Origin of the sequence: Thermophilibacter provencensis, assembly GCF_900128445.1 — a bacterium.
GTDB lineage: Bacteria > Actinomycetota > Coriobacteriia > Coriobacteriales > Atopobiaceae > Thermophilibacter > Thermophilibacter provencensis.
The window spans coordinates 827,048-845,760 of the sequence record NZ_LT671417.1 but is presented as its reverse complement, the minus strand read 5'-3'; the positions used below and the strand labels follow the sequence as shown (position 1 = coordinate 845,760).

Here is an 18,713-nt window from a genome sequence, read left to right as displayed (position 1 = left end):
ACGCGTGCCCGGGACGGGCGCGCGGCCCGGGGCCCGAACGAGCGACGCCCGCGTCCCGGGCGATGCCGGGACGCGGGCGAGACCGGACGGGCCGATGCCCCTCCCCTACTTGCTGACGCCAGCCCTTCGCTTGGCCTCCTCGATCTGGGCGAGCTGCTCGGGCGTGAGCTCGATGCCGCCGCCGTGACCGTGCACGCCGCAGGCCGAGCCGCCGCCCGTCGCCACGGAGTCGTCGAAGCGCGTGCTGCCCGTGTAGGGCGCCACGGCGTCGTTGGTCACCGGGTCGGCCGGGTTCTCCAGACGGAAGCCGCCCTCGCGATTGGTTCGATAGTTCTCCTTGGCCACGCTGATCATGAGCTTGATGCGGTTGAGCTGGTTGACCTCGGAGGCGCCGGGGTCGTAGTCAACGGCCACGATGTTGCTCTCGGGGTGCATCTGGCGCAGGCGCTTGATGACGGACTTGCCCACCACGTGGTTGGGCAGGCACGCGAACGGCGAGCAGCACACGATGTTGGGCGTGCCGGTCTCGATGAGGTCGCACATCTCCGCCGTGAGCAGCCAGCCCTCGCCCATCGTGTTGCACAGGGACAGCACCTGCTCCGCCTTGGCAGCGAGCTCGAAGATGTCCGGGTACTCCTGGAAGCGCGCGGTCTTCCTGAGCATCTTGTTGATGGGCTCGCGCAGCCCCTCGATGAGCTTGATGCCCGCCATGTGCGACATGCGGCTCGTGGCCTTGGTGCCAAGCTCGGCGTTGGTGTTGATGGCGTTGGTCATGCCAAAGAGGAAGAAGTCCACGAGGCCGGGCACGTTGGCCTCGCAGCCCTCCTGCTCGATGACCTTGACCACCTGGTTGTTGGCCGTGGGGTGGAACTTGACCAGAATCTCGCCGACCACGCCCACGCGCGGCTTGGAGCGGTCGTTCACCAGCGGCAGCGCCTCGAAGGCGTCGACGGTGCGCTGGCAGAGGTCGTAGAAGCGCTTGGAGCCGCCCGCCACGATGACGCCCTTGGCCTCGGCCATCATGCGGTCATAGAGCGCATCGGCCGCGCCGGGCTTGGCCTCGTAGGGGCGCACGCGGTAGAGCAGCTGCATGATGAGGTCGCCATAGAGCAGGGCGTTCACGGCCTTCATGAGCAGGCCGGGCTTCCTGAGAACGTCAAACCCAGGGTTCTTCTCGTCCAGCCCGGAGGCGGCGGTGAGGCTGATCACCGGGATCTCCGGGTGGCCGGAGTCCTTGAGGGCCTTGCGGATGAGGGCGATGTAGTTGGTGGCTCGGCAGCCGCCGCCGGTCTGGGTGATGATCACCGCCAGGCGCGAGAGGTCGTACTTGCCGGAGAGCACCGCCTCCATGATCTGGCCCGTGACCAGGATCGAGGGATAGCAGATGTCGTTGTTGACGTACTTGAGGCCCGCCTCAACGGCACCCTGGTCAACTGAGGGCAGCAGCACCACGTTGTAGCCCGAGCTCTTGAAGAGCGCCTCGATCAGGTCAAAGTGAATCGGCGCCATCTGCGGGACGAGGATGGTGTAGCCCTTCTTCTGCATGTCCTCGGTGTAGCGGACCTTCTCGAACGCGGCACTCGCGGCCTCGCGGTAAACCGGCACGCGGCCCTCCTGCGTCTTGCGCGCACGCTCGAGCGAGCCGTCGGCACGGCGGACGCCCACGGGCTCCACCTCGCGGACCCTGCCCTGGCTTGCGGCGCGGCGCAGCTCATCGCGCTGCTCGGTGAGGGCGGCCATGAGGGAGCGGATGCGGATGCGGGCGGCGCCGAGGTTGGACACCTGGTCGATCTTGAGGACGGTGTAGATCTTGCCGGAGGCCTCCAGAATCTCCTGCACCTGGTCGGTGGTCAGGGCGTCAAGGCCGCAGCCAAACGAGAAGAGCTGGATGAGGTCGAGGTCGTTCCTGGACGCCACGAAGCGCGCCGCGCGGTAGAGGCGGCTGTGGAACATCCACTGGTCGATCACGCGGATGGGGCGCTCGGGCGTCATCTTGTGGGCGACGGAGTCCTCGGTGAGCACGGCAAAGCCAAAGGAGTGCACGAGCTCGGGGATGGCGTGGTTGATCTCGGGGTCGTTGTGGTAGGGACGGCCGGCGAGCACGATGCCATGCGCGTCGTGCTCCTCGATCCAGCGCATGGCCTCGTCGCCGGCGCGGTGCATGGCGTCCTTGAACTCGAGGTCCGCCTCCCAGGCGTAGTTCACGGCCTCGTCGATCTCGGCGCGCGTGATGTGCTCGCCGCGCACACGGCCGCGGCCCTCCGCCGCGTCCTTCTCGCGCTGCTCTGAGACAAGCTCGTAGAGGCGGCGCTTGAGCTCCTTCTTCTTGTCGTACGGAATGAACGGCGAGAGGTACTCGATCTTGGAGCCCTGGCCGAGCTCGTCGACGTTCAGGCCGAGGGCCTGCGGGTAGCTCATGACGATCGGGCAGTTGTAGTGGTTGGTGGCCCCGTCGTCCTCCTGGCGCTCCCAGCGGATGCAGGGCATCCAGATGAAGTCCGGGTCCTTCTGGATGAGGTTCATGATGTGACCGTGGGAGAGCTTGGCCGGGTAGCACACGCTCTCGGACGGCATGGACTCGATGCCGGCGTCGTAGGTCTTGGCCGAGGTCTGGTCGGAGAGCACCACCGAGAAGCCCAGCCTGGTGAAGAACGCGTGCCAGAACGGGTAGTTCTCGTACATGTTGAGCGCGCGCGGGATGCCCACCGTGCCGCGCGGGGCCTCCTCGGGGTCCAGCACGGGACGGTCGAAGAGCAGCTTGTTCTTGAAGTCGAAGAGGTTGGGCGCCTCGTTCTTCTTGGCCTTGGAGCCGCCCGCGCCCTTCTCGCAGCGGTTGCCCGTGATGAAGCGACGACCGCCGCCGAAGTCGTTGATCGTGAGCAGGCAGTTGTTGGAGCAGCGGCCGCAGTGCACGTTGGTGTGCTTGACCTTGAGGTTGTCGATGTCCTCGCGCGAGAGGATCGTAGAGGTGCCCATGGCTCCGGCGCGATCGCGGGCGAGAAGGGCGGCGCCGTAGGCGCCCATGCAGCCCGCGATGTCCGGGCGGATGACGTCGCGCCCGGTCAGAAGCTCGAAGGCGCGCAGGGTGGCGTCGGACATGAAGGTGCCGCCCTGGACCACGCACCACTGGCCGATCTCATCGAAGTCGCGCAGCTTGATGACCTTGAAGAGGGCGTTCTTGATGACGGAGTAGGAGAGGCCCGCCGCCACGTCGCCGATGGTCGCTCCCTCTTTCTGCGCCTGCTTGACGCGGGAGTTCATGAAGACGGTGCAGCGGCTGCCGAGGTCCACCGGGCTCTTGGCGCCCACGGCGGCCTGCGCGAACTCCTGCACGGTCATGTTCATGGAGACGGCAAAGCTCTCGATGAAGGAGCCGCAGCCCGAAGAGCAGGCCTCGTTGAGCATGATGTGCTCGATGACGCCGTCCTTGACCTGCAGGCACTTCATGTCCTGACCGCCGATGTCCAGAATGAACTGGACGTCCGGGACGAAGGCCTTGGCGCCTCGCAGGTGCGCGACGGTCTCGATCTCGCCGGAGTCGGCGCGAAGGGCCTCGATGAGGATCTGCTCGCCGTAGCCGGTGGTGGTCACGTGGCCGATGGTGCATCCCTCGGGAAGCAGGTCGTAGATACCGTCCATGATGTGGCGGGCGGTGCCGAGGACGTCGCCGTTGTTGTTGCCGTACCAGGTATAGAGGAGCTCTCCGCCCTCGCCCACCACGGCGCACTTCATCGTGGTGGAGCCGGCGTCGATGCCGATGAACACGCGGCCCTGATAGGTGGCCAGGTCGCCCTTGGGAACCACCTGCTTGTCGTGACGCTCCTTGAACTCCTCGTAGTCCTTCTCGCTCTCGAAGAGCGGCTCGAGGCGCGCGACCTCGGAGCCCTGGGTGTCCTTGAGGTTCTCGAGCAGCTGGATGACCTCGTCGAAGGTCACGTACTTCTCGGACTCCCCAGCGAGCGCCGCGCCCGTGGCCACAAAGAGGTGCGCGTTCTCGGGCACGATGATGTGCTCTTCGTCGAGGTTGAGCGTGATGTAGAAGCGCTTGCGGAGCTCAGAGAGGTACTGGAGCGGACCGCCGAGAAACGCCACGTGGCCGCGGATGGGATGGCCGCACGCGAGGCCGGAGACCGTCTGGTTGGCCACGGCCTGGAAGATGGAGGCCGCGATGTCGGCGGGCTTGGCGCCCTCGTTGAGCAGCGGCTGGACGTCAGACTTGGCGAAGACGCCGCAGCGGGAGGCGATGGGGTGGATCTGCGTGGCATCCTTGGCGAGCTCGTTGAGGCCCGCGGCGTCGGTGTGGAGCAGGCTCGCCATCTGGTCGATGAAGGCGCCCGTTCCTCCCGCGCAGGTTCCGTTCATGCGCTGCTCGATGCCGTTGTCGAAGTAGATGATCTTCGCGTCCTCGCCGCCGAGCTCGATGGCACAGTCCGTCTGCGGAATGAGCGTCTCCACGGCGCGCTTGGAGGCGATGACCTCCTGCACGAACTCGAGGTCAAGCCAGCTGGCAAGCAGCATGCCGCCGGAGCCGGTGATGGAGACGCGCATGGGGGCGGCGCCAATCACCTTGCGCGCGCGGGCGAAGAGCTCCTTGGCCGTGGCGCGGATGTCCGTGTGGTGACGCTCGTAGTTGGCATAGACGAGGTTGTCGTTGTCGTCGATGACGGCGAGCTTCACCGTGGTGGAACCCACGTCGATGCCCAGACGCAGGTGCGCGTGGGAGAAGTCGGCGTGAGTGGCCGGAGAGAGCTCGGCGCCGTCCTGCTTGAGGGCGAGCGGGCGGCGGGCGGCCTTCTCGGCCTGGATGGAAGCGGCGGTCTTACTCATTAGTTGTCCTCCTTGGAGCACATGACGGCCAGGGCGAAGCTCGGGATGTCGAGGTCTATGGGGTTGTCGTAGAGGTCTCCGGGGCGCACGAACATGAGGGCGGTCATGAGGCGCGCCATCGTGGGCACGCCCTCGCGCATGCCGCCCTCAAGCCAGCGCAGCAGCACGCCGACCTCGGCTGAGATGCAGAACGTGAGGTAGTAGTCGAAGAGCGGGCCGAGGGCGCGCAGGTCGAGCCCGTCCCTGGCGCGCTCGCCGATGACCTCGTACACAAGCGCCTTGATGCGCTCGGCGAAGGCCGGGTCTCCACCGTTGCCAAGAAGCGGGCGCAGGTAGTCGCCTCGCTCGCGCACGCATGCGAGCAGCTCCTCCGCGCCGGGCGCGGGCTCGCCGCGGTCGAGCGCCACGCGCAGGTCATTGAGGCGGCAGGCGGCGATGCGGGCGAGCGGCGCGCGGAACTCAGAGAGCGTCTCCTCCTCGATCTGGTTGACGAGGTCGGGGATGTCTCGGAAGTGGGAGTAGAACGTGCGGCGCGTGACGCCGGCGCGCTCGGTCACCGCCGTGACCGTGACGCGCGAGAGGTCGCCCGTGGCGGAGATCTCCTTGGCGAGCGCCTGGCGCAGGGCCCGCCGCGTGCGGACGCTCCTGCGGTCGGTGCTGAGGACGCACTCCTGCATGCGGTCCCTTCGACGTGGGTGGCGCGACACGGTATCAAGCAGGCCGTATCGCCGTTATTTCACAGCTTGCGTAGTATTGCACAACCTGTGCAGAAACTTGACGCGGATGAGACCGGCACAAGTTCTTCACGGAGCACTGGCGGCGGCAAGGTGCGGCCTGAGGGCCCCGGAAACGGGCCGTCAGGGCTTCCCCGTCCGAGGGCCCGCGCGGCGCACGGGCCGAGCGGAGTTCAGGCCGCTTGCAGAGTTATAGGCAAGCGATTCGTAATGTAATTTCTGAAAGAACCCTTATCGGACCTGGGCCCCTCCGGCCTGATAATCGAAGCTCCACCATAGCGAGAGGAACGCCGTGCTAAGACGGTCGCGGAGAAGCCAAGGGAGGGGGCACGGGCTCGTCGTGCCCGTATGCGCGGCGGCACTTGCCCTTGCCGCCGCATGCGCGTGGATGTGGGCCGGGGCGTCGCCAGACCCCGAGCCGGGGGACGGCGCGGGCCTCGCCGCAAGCGACATCGTTGAGGAGGCCTCCCCCGATCAGACCAACAAGGAGACCGAGACCGTCACCTCGGGCGGGCTCGTCGTAACGGGGCCGGAGGAGTTCGTAGGATCGGAGGAGCTCGCCTACCTCGAGGAGCAGGTGGCGGAGCTCGAGGAGCAGGATGTTGACCTCGGAATCGTGGTGCTCGACCTGGACACGGGCTACTCGATCGAGTACAACGCCGAAGAGCGGCTCTATCCCGCGAGCTCGGTCAAGGCCGCGTACTGCGCGATGGTCTGCGAGAAGTACGGCGGGGCGGGCGAGCTCTCGTGGGCGCTCGAGGAGTGCCTGATCAACTCTTCGAACGAGGCATACGAGCTGCTGAGAGACACCTACGGGCTCGACGTGTTTGGGGACTGGCTCGAGGACGTGGGGGCGACGGAGGCCTCGGAGCAGGCGCGCGAGTACGGATACCCTGACATCTCGGCGGGCGAGCTGGCCGAGGTCTGGGAGGAGATCTTTCGCTACGGCACGTCGGGCGAGGATGGGTCCGACGAGCTTGTGGGCGCGCTCTCGGCGACCAACTACACAGCACTCGGCGGACTCCTGCGCGACGAGTTCGAGGTCTGGGCCAAGCCCGGCTGGTACCCCACCGACGAGTACGACCTCACCTCGACCAACGACGCCGGCGTGGTCTTCTCCGACTGCGGGCCGTACGTAATCGTGGTGATGACCAGCATGAACTCCGACCTGTACGGCCTGCTGCCGCTGGTCGACGCCCTCAACGCGGCGCACGGGGCGCTGTGCGGAGGCAGCACCGAGCTGCTCTACGACGAGACCGTGGCGATCCCGGGCTACTAGCGCCCGCCGGCGAGAAGATCGCTGTTTTTCTCGCAGAATCGCATCTGCGCGAAAAACTGGCCTGAGATCATAAAAGCTGCTTCAGATTCTGCGCGATAATCGATGGAGGCGCGGGTTGCGGCAGCGGGCCCGCATGGGGCTGCACGACGGAGAGGGGCGGACATGACGGGCTCGGTTGCTCGAGGTGGCGCTGCAGCGCTACTCGCGATCGCTCTTCTCGCCGGATGCGCAGGAGGCGAGAAGAGCGGGGCGGCGGCGAACGAGGACCGCGAAGAGGCGCCTGCGGCTGAGATCGTGCTCGACGAGGCGGCCCCCGAGCCGGAACCGGAGCCCGAACCCGAGTCGGAACCGGAGCCAGAGCCCGAACCGGAGCCAGAGCACTCACTCGACCTCAGCGCGCCCGTCACCACCACGACGACGGAGTCCGGCATCACAATCACCGCCCCCGACGGCTTTCTTGCCACGGAAGCCTACCAGCGCCTTGAGGCCGAGGTCTTCAATCTGCGCAACCAGGGGCTGACGGTCTCCGCCGTCATGCTCGACCTCGGCACCGGCAACGGCATCTGGTGCAACTCGGACGAGCGCCTCTACCCCGCAAGCAGCATCAAGGCGGCGTACTGCGCGATGGTCTGCGAGAACAACGGCGGGTCGGCTGGCATGGGCGCCACGATGCGCGACTGCCTTGTCAACTCGTCGAATGACGCCTATCACACGCTGCTCGACACCTTTGGGCTCCGCGCGTTTGGTGACTGGCTGGCCGCCCACGGCGCCGAGGGCGCGAGCGGGGACGGCTACTACTATTACTATCCCGAGATATCCGCGAGCGAGCTCTGCTCAGTGTGGCAGGAGATCTACCGCTTTGGAACCTCCGGCGAGGCAGGCGGCTCCGAGCTTGCCGGATACCTCGCGCAGACAAACTACACGCCGATGGGCAACCTCCTGCGCGGAAGCGCTGGCTTCGAGGTGTGGAGCAAGCCGGGCTGGTACCCCGCCGACGAGAACGACCTCACGTCCACCAACGACGCCGGCGTCGTGTTCTCGGACTGTGGGCCATACGTGATGGTGGTCATGACCGACATGAGCGCCTACCTCGACGGGCTCCTGCCGCTCATCGATGCCCTCAACATGGCGCACGGCACCATGTGCGGCGGCTCCGAGGCGTCACTGCTCTAGGTCCCGTGCCGCCGCGGCGGGAGTCTGGCTCAACACGTCAGCGTCGCAGGCTCGCATGCCCGGCCCCCTTACGACGAGACGCCGCGTCCCCGTGCGTCATGCGCAGCCCCGGATTCCCGGCGTCCCGGCTTACGCGTGAAGAGCATGCAGCCGTCGTACGCGCAGCTTGGGACTGTCGGGCATCTGGCAAGAAAACCGAGGCCACGCGTCCTTCTCGCCATGCGCAAGCCAGGATTTCGGAAAACCGGGGCCACGCGCGGTCGCGGCCCCGCCCCGACCGCCCGATCAGCCGCGCCGGTTGGCGCGCCAGAGATGCCAGAGCCCGCGAAGCGTGAGCGTGTCATCCACCGTGGCCTCGTGCCTCAGAAGCGCAGCCATCGCCTCGGCGCCGTCTCCGGTCATGATGACGGGGGCGTCCGTGCCGAGCTCCCCCATCACGGCGTCAAGCAGGCCGTCGATGCGCGCCACCTCGCCGAGAACCACGCCGGACTGCATGGCCGCACGCGTGTTGCGGCCGATGACGGAGGCCGGCGCGCGCAGCTCAATCATGGGCAGGCGGGCCGCCGCCTCGGAGAGCGAACGGGCGCCCAGGGCAAGACCCGGGGCGATGATGCCGCCCGCGAAGGCACCGTCTGCGTCCAGGACCTCGAAGTTCGTCGTCGTTCCCAGGTCCACCACGACCGCAGGCGCCCCATACTCGGCGCGCGCCGCCACGACGTCGGCCACGCGGTCCGCCCCCACCTCGGACGGATCGTCGTAGCGCATCTTGAGCCCCGTCTTGAGGCCAGGCCCCACCACGAGCGGTCGGCAGCCGCAGGCCGCGGCGAGGGCACGGCGCCAGACATCGGTGAGCGTGGGGACCACGCAGGCGAGGATGGCCTCGTCCGGCAGACCCTCCCCCATCAGCGCGGCCGCCTGGGCAAGCTTCATGCGCGCCTCGTCCACAGTGAGCCGCTCGCACGTGGTGAGCTCGCAGGTGCCGAGGAGCCCCCCGTTCGCAAAGAGCCCGAGGCGTGTGCGGGTGTTGCCCACGTCAACGGCAAGCACGTTCTTCTCGGCCGCGCCCCTCTTGCCCTGCGCCATGCGTCCTCCAAAATCGCCGTCACCCCGCACACGAGAGCGTGGTTGGGTACACCGTGATTGACGGCACGGCCCGCCGCGAGAGCTGGGCCGCGCCGAATGAGGGCGGGAGGGCCGTTAGCTCATCGGGCTAGCGGCCCCTCTCGTGTTCGTCGCCGGACCCGCTCGCTTTGGACGGGAACGTCAGGGCCCCATCAACCGGGCCGACGAGCGCGCCGACCGGCTTAAGGGCTTCAGTCAAGAGCCCCATGGGGCTCACCCCCCTCAGAGGTGCGACCCGGCGAGCAAGACCCCTGCCGTCAACTCTCCCAATTTTACTTCATTGGCCGGACACCGCCGCGCACCGGGTTCTGCCATAATCGAGCAGTCCCAGAAACCCGACTCCCCATGAGGGGGAGCGGATATTCGAAGGAGCACATATGAGCAAGAGTGGCTCGCGCGCCTCGTGGCGCGAGCAGCTGAGCCCGGTTGGCATTGCCATCGGGTGCGTCGGCTGCGTCATCATCACGGCGTCCTCGGTCTACACCGCCCTCAAGATGGGCGCGCTGCCGTGGCCCACCATCTTCACCTCCATAGTCGCGCTGTTCTTGCTGCGTGCCTTCGGGCGTCGCAGCCTCAACGAGGCAAACGTCACGCAGATCGTGATGTCGGCCGGCTCGATGGTGGCCGGCGGCCTTGCCTTCACCATTCCCGGCATCTGGATGCTCGGCCTTGCCGACGAGGTGAGCTGGGTGGAGATGCTCGTCGTGGCGCTCTCCGGCACGCTGCTTGGCCTCGTGTGCACGGCCGCGATCCGCCGGCGCTTTGTGGATGAGTCCGACCTCGAGTACCCCATCGGCACCGCCGCGGCCGAGACCCTCATGGCAACCAAGACGGGCGGCGTCACCGGCAAGCGGCTCTTTGGCTCGATGGGCCTCGCGGGCCTGTGGTGCGTGGCGCGTGACGCCCTGGGCTGGATGCCCACGCTCGTGGCGCAGCTTCCCATCCCCGGCGTGAGCTTTGCAATCTACAACTCCCCGCAGATGCTCTCCGTGGGCTTTCTCGTAGGCGGCTTTACCGTGGCGTTCTGGCTCCTCGGCGCACTCGTGGGCAACTTCGGCATCATCGTGGGCGGAAGCGCCGCCGGCCTCTGGGACGTGACGACGGCCCAGGGCATCGTCTCGAGCCTGGGCATGGGCCTCATGATGGGGTCTGGCGCGGGCGTGGTGCTCAAGGACATCCTGCCCCACGCGGCACGCGTGCTGCGCGGGCGCCGCGTGGCGGGCGACAAGGACGGAGACAAGGACGGGGCGGCGGCTGCAGCCTCCGGCTGGAGCCGCCTCGAGCGCGGGACGCTCGCCCTCATGGTGGCCGCCGCGGCGCTGCTCGTGTGCATCGGCCTCGGGCTGGGGCCGGTCGTGGCGGTGGTCGTGGTGTTCCTGGCCTTCGTGACCACAATCATGAGCGCGCAGTCCGTGGGACAGACGGGCATCGACCCGATGGAGATCTTCGGCCTCATCGTGCTTCTCGCCGTGGCGGCGTTCTCCAGCGCAAGCCAGGTCCAGCTCTTCTACGTGGCCGGCGTGGTGGCCGTGGCGTGTGGCCTTGCCGGCGACGTCATGAGCGACTTCAAGACCGGCGCCATCATCGGCACGAGCCCGCGCGCCATGTGGGTCGGCCAGGCTATCGGCGCGCTTCTGGGCACCGTGGTTGCCGTGGCCGTGCTGGTCACGCTGTTCTCCGCGTACGGCCCGGGCGCCTTTGGCTCCGGGCAGATGTTCGTCTCCGCTCAGGCAAGCGTGGTTGCGACGATGGTCTCGGGCATCCCGAGCGTACCGGGGTTTGTTATCGGCCTTCTCGGCGGCGTGGCCCTCTACTGGGTAGGCCTGCCGGCCATGATGTTCGGCCTCGGCGTCTACCTGCCGTTCTACATGTCCCTCACCGCTGCGCTCGGCGCAGGCGTGCGATGGGTCTACGAGCGCGTCTGCGCGGCGCGCGGCGTTGCCGACTCCGAGGAGAAGGGCGTGGTCGTGGCGTCCGGGGTGCTCGGCGGCGAGTCCATCGTGGGCGTGGTGATTGCGCTGAGCTCGGTGCTCACAGGGCTCGCGGGATAGCGGGGCGCGTCCCCAAGAGCGGCTCACTTGGGGCAAGCCAGCCACAAACAGGCCCCTCATCCGCATTGACGTAACGGGACGCTCGGCCGGGCACATGAGTCCGGCCGAGCGTCATCACAGGCGGCGACGGCCATATCGAGGCTCTTGTCGGCACGTCCGCCACGAAGGGCGTCCTACGCGAGCTCTATCCCCAGCAGGTCAACCCGCACGTCACCCTCCACGATGAGGAAGAGGGCCTCCCGCTCCCCGCGCGACGCGAGCGCACCCGAGAAGCTTCCCCACGAGCAACCGAGGCCCTGCAGGCCAACCAGGCCGATGACGTCAGCACCGCCCTCGTCCGTCGCCACGACGAGGCGCCCCTCCCCACGGCCGCGCGCCGTCACAGAGAGCCGTGCGGTCTTCTCAAGATCAAAGTACTTGAACCCCACGACCGCCCCCTCGCGCAGGTTGGCCACGTACTGCCGCGCCACTCGACCGGAGCCCTCCTGAGTGAAGTACGGGTGTCTCGCAAGGCGGCGACGCGCCCCGCGACCGTCCACGCGCCCCACGCCAGAGGCGGAGCGCAGGTTGCACGCGATTCTTGCCGGATAGGCCCCTCGACCCGCAAGCGGACCGCCATTGAGGCCGCAGCTCGTCACCTCCGCCTGGGCAAAGCCGTCACGCGGGTTGCCGCGCAGTCGCTCGGCACACGCCTGGCGCGCGTAGGAGCTGCGATTGGTCTGCCGGTGGTAGAAGACGTAGTAGGCGTCCCCAGCGCGCAGCAGCCCGCCGTGCGTGTTGCCGAGGTAGTTCGTGGCATGCCCCTCGTCCGGATGGCCCGGAAGCCCGACATCGCCCAGCGAAACGAGCGTGCCGCCGAAGGAGAAGCCCCCGTCCGGACGGTCGCTCGACGCATAGCAGAGCTCGTGGTTGTGCACGGAGCTGTAGACGAAGACGTAGCGTCCCTCGTACTTGCGGATTGAGCTCGCCTCAAAGAAGCCGTGCCCCGCGAAGGACCCCGACCCCTCCGTGGGAAAAACCAGCCGCTGATCGCCGCGCACCGTCAGCATGTCGGGCTCCAGCTCCACAAGGTAGCCGCCGTCATTGCGCGTCTGGACGCCGCCCGTCACGATGGCGGGGACATGGGTGCGAAAGCCCGAGTACAGCCACACGCGCCCGTCATCATCCACGAGCACTCCCGGGTCAAACGCCATCCCATCACCTCTGCGTCGCCCATATAGCGTGCCGTCCGGCCAGCTCACGTGGCCGTAGAACTCGTAGCGACCCGCGGGCTCGTCGCAGACGGCCACCCCGATCACGCTCATGAAGTCGAAGGCGTAAAAGAGGTAGTAGCGCCCGTCCGGGCCGCGGGCGACGTCGGGCGCAAAGAGGAGGCGCAGGCCAAGGCGGTTCCTCGGATCTTGTGAGCGACGGTAGATCACGCCCTCGCGGCGCCAGTCTGAGAGGTCGTCCACCGGCGCCGACCAGCAGACGTAGTCGCCCACGCAGAACATCGGGGCGCCAAAGCGGTCGTGCGAGCCGTACACATAGACGCGGTCGCCAAAGACGTGCGGCTCGCCGTCCGGCACGTACTCCCACTCGGGGAGATAGGGGTTGAACGCCCGCCCTTTCATGGATTCCCTCCTTCGCGCGCGGCCCATGATAGCGAGAAGAGCCCGCGCATGCCGCACCTCGCCCAGACGGAGCGTCGCCTTGCCCCCGCAGAGGGGCTGTGCGGGCGGTTCGCGACGCTCCGTCGCGGGAAAATGTCGCCGGAGCCCCGCACAGGCACCCTGCGGGAGCAAGGCGACGCTCCGTTTTCCCATCCGCACAAGATGACGGGGCCGACCAAGGAGAAAGGTCGGCCCCGTCGGGGAGGGAAGGGCTCAGTCGGTCAGCCGAGAACTACTTCTTCTCGGCGGCCTCTTCGGCCTCGATCTCCTTGTTGCGCTTGGCGCCGAGGTAGCAGCGCACGCCGAGCGCGGCAGCGCCGGCGAGCAGTACCGCGGAGCCGCCCCAGACGCCGTACTGCCACGGCGAGGGCGAGGTGGTGATGGTGGAGCCGGGGGCCATGCCCTGCATCGCGTTGGAGTTCACGACGGTGTAGAGCACGCGATGGGATGCCTCGCGCAGGCGCGCCACGACGGAGGCCTCGCCCGTGCCCTGGAACGCGGGCGTCATGGCGGCGTAGGTCAGGTGCATGTCGGTGCCGCCGTCGAGACCCCAGTTCTTGTCCATGTAGCCGTAGAGGTTGAAGTCCGTGATGATGCAGCCCGTGAAGCCCCACTCGCCGCGCGGGATCTCGGTGCAGAGGGCGTGAGAGCCGCCGGCCCACTGGGTGCCCACGTAGTTGAAGGAGCTCATCATGGCCGTGCAGCCCGGCATCTCGACGGTCTCGACGGTGCCCTGGTCGTCGGCGATGTACTTCATCTCGGCCGAGGACTCCTTGATGGTGAGCTCGAACGGGCGCAGGTAGATCTCGCGCGCGGTCTGCTCCGTGGCCCACGTGCAGAGGTGCTGGACGCGGTAGGACTCCTGGTCGTTGAGGGCGTAGTGCTTGATCATGGCGTAGACGCCGTTGCTCGCGGCGCCAGAGACCACCGCGGCGCCCATCTTGCCGGCGAGCAGCGGATCCTCGGAGTAGTACTCGAAGTTGCGGCCGGCGAACGGCGAGCGGTGCGTGTTCATGGCCGGCGCATACCAGCCGTTGTAGCCGGACGCCAGGGCCTCCTGGCCCACCATCTGGCCGGTGCGGTACATGAGCTCGGTGTTCCAGGTCTGAGCCATGACGAACTCGGAGCAGTACGCGCAGTTGCCGGTGGAGCCGGTGAGCGAGGTGAAGCCGGCCGGGCCGTCGGGCTCGGAGGTGGCGGGCTTGCCGATGTGCGCGATGGCGGGCGTGTTGTAGGCGCAGTCGTTGAGCATCGTGGTCATGTCGTCCACGGTGAGCTGGTCGAGCAGCTGGTCCCACATCTCGTCGTCATACGCCTTGCCGCGCAGGTCGATGAGGGAGACGCCGTTGTTGGCGCCGGTGGTGGGCATCGCCTCGTCACCCAGGTGCTGCGTGTAGTCGTACTCCTCGAGCGTGATGCCGCACTCGGCAGCGGTCTTGTCGGCCGCGGCCTCGGGCCAGGTGCCGGCAAAGTCCGCGCGGGACATGGTGCCGCCGCAGTTGTCGTTCATGTACGTCGTCATGTCGTCGAAGCGGTTGGCAAGCTCGTTGCCGGTGGCGTCGTCGGTCTTGTAGGCCTCGGCCTCGAGGGTGACGCCCTGCTCGGCGATGACGGTGTGGGAGTCGGAGCGCAGCGAGATCACGTAGTCGCCCGCGTCGAGGACATAGCCGCCCTCCTCGGAGCTCCAAGACGCCATCTGGCGCACCGGGAAGCTGAGGTCGACGGTCTCGGACGCGCCGGGGTCGAGCAGAGCGGTCTTGCCGAAGGCGCCAAGCACGACGGCGCTCTTCTCGATGCCGCCCGCGGTATACGGGGCGCTGTAGTAGATCTCGACGACGCTCTTGCCCGCCACGGAACCCGTGTTGGTGACCGTGACGGAGACCTCGACGTTGTCGCCGTTCACGGCGCAGGAGTCGAGCGTCTGCTCGAACGTGGTGTAGGAGAGGCCGTAGCCAAACGGGAACACGACGGCGGAATCGTAGTCAAAGTCGTAGTTGCCCGCCTCGGCCTCTGCGGCTGCCGTCTCGTAGAAGCGGTAGCCATAGTAGATGCCCTCGCGGTACTCGACGAAGTACGCCGTTGCGTTGGAGACGGTGCCCGTGTAGTTGGTCGGGTAGTAGTTGGAGACGTCGGTGTACTGCTTGCCGCCGAAGTTGCCGAACGTCGGGTCGGCGGTGAAGTCCGCGGCCCAGATGTCGGTGGTCTTGCCGGACGGGTTCACCGCACCGGTGAGCACCTGGCCCACGGCCGCGGCGCCCGAGGCGCCGAGCGAGCCGATGGAGAGGATCGCGTCAACCGCGAGGTCGCCCTCCATGAGCGGGCCGAGCTCCATCGGGGTGGAGCCGTTGTAGAGCACGATGACCTTGTCGCAGGACTCCTTGACCGCCGTGAGGAGGTCGATCTCCTCCTTGGAGAGCTCAAGCTCGTGCTGGCCCTCCACGTAGTTGGCGGTCTCGTCGTTGGGGGTGAAGTTCTCGGAGACGCCGGAGTTCACGTCGCCGACGAGGTCGCGCGAGAGGTCGCCGCCCTCGCCGCCGCCGCGGCCAATGACCACGACGGCAGTGGTGCCGGCGATGGAGCTCTTGGCCTCGTCGCTGTAGGCGGACCAGGGAATCTCGCCGATGTAGTAGCTTGCGGTGGACGGGTTGTCCATCGTGATGTTGGCCTTGGGATAGTTGGCGTAGTTCTCGGCGATCCAGTTGTAGGCGGTGTCGTTGACCGCGAGGCCCGCGTTGACGATGCCGTCATAGAGCGTGACGCAGTCGTTGGGGTCGACGGTGCCGGAGCCGGCGCCGCCGTAGACGGGGTCGGCGGCATAGCGGCCGATGAGCGAGACGGACTCGCCGGAGGCCAGCGGCAGCGCGTTGTTGTCGTTCTTGAGAAGGACGATGCCCTCGCCCTCGATCTCGATGACGATGTTCTTGGCCTCCTCCGTGGCACGGCCGCGGCCGCGGTACTGCTGGTCGTAGTACGCGGTGTCCCAGTCCTCGGAGCCGGGGGCGTTGGTGATGGTGGTCTCGCCGCCGCCGATGTAGTGGTCGATGGCGGACTTGAACATGTTGGTGCCCACGTTGGCAGCAACCGTAACGCCAACAAGGCCGGCGGCCGTGGCGCCGCTTGCGATGAACCCGCGACGGGTCATCTTCTTCCTGGGCTTCTTGGCATCAGCCATGGGTACTCCCCTTCCCTTCTGTTGCAGATATCTTCATTCAACGGGTTTGGCCACGCCGTGTTTCGCCTTTCCCGCAACCTGTCGTTTTGACAGCGCAAACCGCACGTCGCGCATTCGAGCGGCGGGCGAGAAAAACGTGGTGAGAAGAACCTCGGGAGAGAAAGGGCGCGCCGCGCCAGGGAGGATGGCAGCGGCGCGCCCCTTTGGGTCCTTCAGCGCGTGTCTACGCCTCGGGCTCGGTCAGCGGCTCGACGCAGTACTTCTCGGTACGGTCGTCGCTGATGGGGCCGGAGTAGTTGAGGCCGAAGCCGAAGTCGTACTTGTTGCCGTCGGCGTCGGTGTAGCACTCCATGTCCCTCGGGACGTCCTCGAGCTGCTTCTCGACGTCGAGCATGTCCTTGGGCATCTGCATGGGCAGCAGGCCGGAGGGCTCGTCGGTGCCGCAGATGATGCGGCAGGCCGCCTCGGTGGAGCCGGACATGGAGACGAGGATGGCGTCGACCTCGGACTCGAACTCGTGGACGCACATCGGCTGCGTGATGTCGAGGATCACGATGCAGGGCTTGCCCGCCTCGTGCGCCACCGCAGCGGCGTTGAGAATCTGGTCGAGCTGGGCCTCGTTGGTGACAACAGAGGTCTTGCCGTAGTAGGAGCGGTTCTCCTTGGTGCCGTCGGGCAGGGTGTCGCCGGCCAGGGACACCTGGCGGACGTACTCGTTATCCGCGGTATAGGGGCGATACTGGATGGACAGCGGGATGTACTCGTTGTTCTCGTCGCGGCCGTCGCGCGGGTTACCGTTAATCGGCGCCTCGGCGCAGACGACAACGTAGTCGCAGTCGGCGATATCGGCCGCAGTGAGGCGGGTGAGGTCGGCCTCGGCGGGCGTGGGGTTGCCGTCCTCGTCGGCGGGACCGGTCAGGGTCTCGGCCAGCATGTCGGTCACGACCTCGAAGTACTTCTCGAGCGTGCCGAGCGGGAGCGGGAGCTCGCAGGTGGCCGGGGACTCCCTCCAGGTCACCGAACCCTGGCCGGAGGCGGACTTGGAGATCGGGGTGAAGCGCATCGGCACGTAGACCTTGGGCTTGGCGTCGCCCTCGGCGGCCTTGATGACACCATCGTGGTTCTTGAGCATGACGATGCCCTTGACCTGAGCGTCGAGCGCCGCCTCAGTCACGTCGTCGGGAGCTCCGTCGACCTCCTTGCGTGCCACGTCAACGTCGACGTACGGGTTCTCGAAGAGGCCGGTGTTGAAGTAGCCGAGCAGCAGGCGCTTGGCGGACGCACGGAAGTTGGCCTCGGCCTGCTCCTCGCCGAGGCTGGCGACCATGTCGTCATAGGCCTCCTGGACGGAGGAGGGATCGTTCCAGCCGCCCATCTGGTCAACGCCGACCTCAACGGCCTTCGAGAGGCGCTTGGCGACGTTCCACTCGGCAGTGTCCTCGAGGCCCCAGCACTTGCCGTTGGGCGGATCGTTGAGGACGCCCCAGTCGGTGCATGCGGAGCCCTTGAAGCCGTACTTGTCGCGCAGGAGCTCCTGGACCTTGTACTTGGAGAAGCCGGAGCCCACGAGCTCGCCGTACTTCTCGTCCTCGTCGTAGGCCACGGTGTAGGACGTCATGATGGCACCGGCCTGGCCGGTCTTGCCGTCGAGCTTGAAGCCGCCGTCGACGAACGGGATCATGAGCGCGTTGAAGTTGTCGCCGGGGTAGACGGCGAACTTGCCGCCCGCCATGTGCGCCTCACGGCCGCCCTCGCCCGCGCCCTCGGCCGGCCAGTGCTTGACCATTGCCACGAGCGAGCCGGTGCCCCAGCCCAGGTCCTCGCCATTCTCGTCCACCGTGGACTGGAGGCCGTCGCAGAACGCACGGGTGACGTCACGCGAGAGCGCGGGGTCCTCGCCGAAGGTTCCGTTGAAGCGGCTCCAGCGCGGGTCGGAGGCAACGTCGCACTGCGGGCCGAGGAACATCGCGATGCCCATCTTGCGCAGGTCGGATGCGATACCCGCGCCGGCCTGCTTGGCGACCTCGGGATCGAACGTAGCGGCAAGCGCGAGGTTGCCGGGCCAGTCGGCGCAGTTGCGGCCGCAGCGCGGGTCGGACGAGAAGTTGATGGGAATCTTGTTCTCGGAGCCCTCGGCGTAGGCTTGCATGCCGTTTGCCCACTCCGCCTGACGGAACGCCGGATAGCTTGCCGCCGCGTTCAGGACAGCACGGACGCCGCCGTCCAGGAACTCCTTCTGCTCGTCGGTGACAGAGTTGTCCTCCTCGAGAGAGCTCTGGTGGGCGGAGAAGCACATGAGGCCGTAAATCCGGTCAAGCGGCATGCGATTGGCAAGGTCGTCCGCGCGCTCCTCGGCAGAGAGGCGCCAGTCCTCGTACGGGACGAGCTCACCCGTGCCCTCGAAATCCTTGAAGGCGTAGCCGTCCTGCTCGATGAGCTTGAGACCGGAGTCCTTGGAGTAACCGAGCTGCTTGCCGTCGCCGTTGTCGACGAGCGTGTAGCCGAACTCAGTCTCCGTCTCGGTATAGCCGCTGCCGGAGGCGGGCTGCTCCTCGGTGGTCTGGGACGTGCCCTCGCACGCCGCCAGGCCGAGCAGGCCGGCCGTCACCGCGGTGCCGGCAAAGAACCCTCTACGCGAAATGCTCTTCATGCTTGTCTCCTTTTGTCGGAGCCATCTCTTCCCTCGGCGGTGCCGGGCTGTCC

General features: G+C 67.2%; 9 protein-coding genes. 3 read left to right on the top strand and 6 right to left on the bottom strand.

The features are described from left to right. Positions 1-105 precede the first annotated feature (105 nt). Positions 106-4,827: a 2-hydroxyacyl-CoA dehydratase gene (locus BQ7391_RS03800; protein ID WP_075279369.1), complete on the bottom strand. Its 4,722-nt coding sequence runs from the start codon at positions 4,825-4,827 to the stop codon at positions 106-108. Next, positions 4,827-5,504, bottom strand: a complete 678-nt coding sequence (locus tag BQ7391_RS03795) for a TetR/AcrR family transcriptional regulator (protein WP_075279368.1) — start codon at positions 5,502-5,504, stop codon at positions 4,827-4,829. The genes BQ7391_RS03800 and BQ7391_RS03795 overlap by 1 nt, the downstream gene beginning before the upstream one ends. A gap of 349 nt (positions 5,505-5,853) precedes the next feature. Between BQ7391_RS03795 and BQ7391_RS03790 the strand changes: the two genes are divergently transcribed. Both BQ7391_RS03790 and BQ7391_RS12480 read left to right on the top strand, forming a co-directional pair. Further along, positions 5,854-6,840: a serine hydrolase gene (locus BQ7391_RS03790; protein ID WP_129583904.1), complete on the top strand. Its 987-nt coding sequence runs from the start codon at positions 5,854-5,856 to the stop codon at positions 6,838-6,840. 162 nt (positions 6,841-7,002) lie between these two features. Then, positions 7,003-8,013: a serine hydrolase gene (locus BQ7391_RS12480; protein ID WP_083662076.1), complete on the top strand. Its 1,011-nt coding sequence runs from the start codon at positions 7,003-7,005 to the stop codon at positions 8,011-8,013. Between the two features lie 285 nt (positions 8,014-8,298). Here the strand turns inward: BQ7391_RS12480 and BQ7391_RS03775 are convergent, their stop codons facing one another. Continuing rightward, a complete protein-coding gene (locus BQ7391_RS03775) occupies positions 8,299-9,096 on the bottom strand; it encodes a type III pantothenate kinase (RefSeq protein ID WP_075279365.1) in 798 nt (265 codons plus the stop codon). A 416-nt stretch (positions 9,097-9,512) separates the two neighbouring features. Here BQ7391_RS03775 and BQ7391_RS03770 point away from each other — a divergent pair, with 416 nt between their 5' ends. Continuing rightward, positions 9,513-11,186: an OPT/YSL family transporter gene (locus tag BQ7391_RS03770; protein ID WP_075279364.1), complete on the top strand. Its 1,674-nt coding sequence runs from the start codon at positions 9,513-9,515 to the stop codon at positions 11,184-11,186. 173 nt (positions 11,187-11,359) lie between these two features. On the opposite strand, the gene BQ7391_RS03765 is transcribed toward BQ7391_RS03770, so the two are convergent. The 3 genes from BQ7391_RS03765 to BQ7391_RS03755 form a co-directional block, all read right to left on the bottom strand. Beyond that, on the bottom strand, positions 11,360-12,799 hold the full coding sequence (locus tag BQ7391_RS03765; RefSeq protein WP_075279363.1) for a family 43 glycosylhydrolase: 1,440 nt from the start codon (positions 12,797-12,799) through the stop codon (positions 11,360-11,362). Between the two features lie 271 nt (positions 12,800-13,070). Then, positions 13,071-16,010 carry a glycoside hydrolase family 3 protein gene (locus BQ7391_RS03760; protein ID WP_075279362.1) on the bottom strand — a complete coding sequence of 980 codons (2,940 nt, stop codon included), beginning with the start codon at positions 16,008-16,010 and terminating at the stop codon, positions 13,071-13,073. A 223-nt stretch (positions 16,011-16,233) separates the two neighbouring features. After that, the gene (locus BQ7391_RS03755; RefSeq protein ID WP_083662075.1) at positions 16,234-18,660 is read right to left on the bottom strand and encodes a glycoside hydrolase family 3 protein; all 2,427 of its coding nucleotides are present in this window, start codon (positions 18,658-18,660) and stop codon (positions 16,234-16,236) included. Between the last annotated feature and the right edge of the window lie 53 nt (positions 18,661-18,713).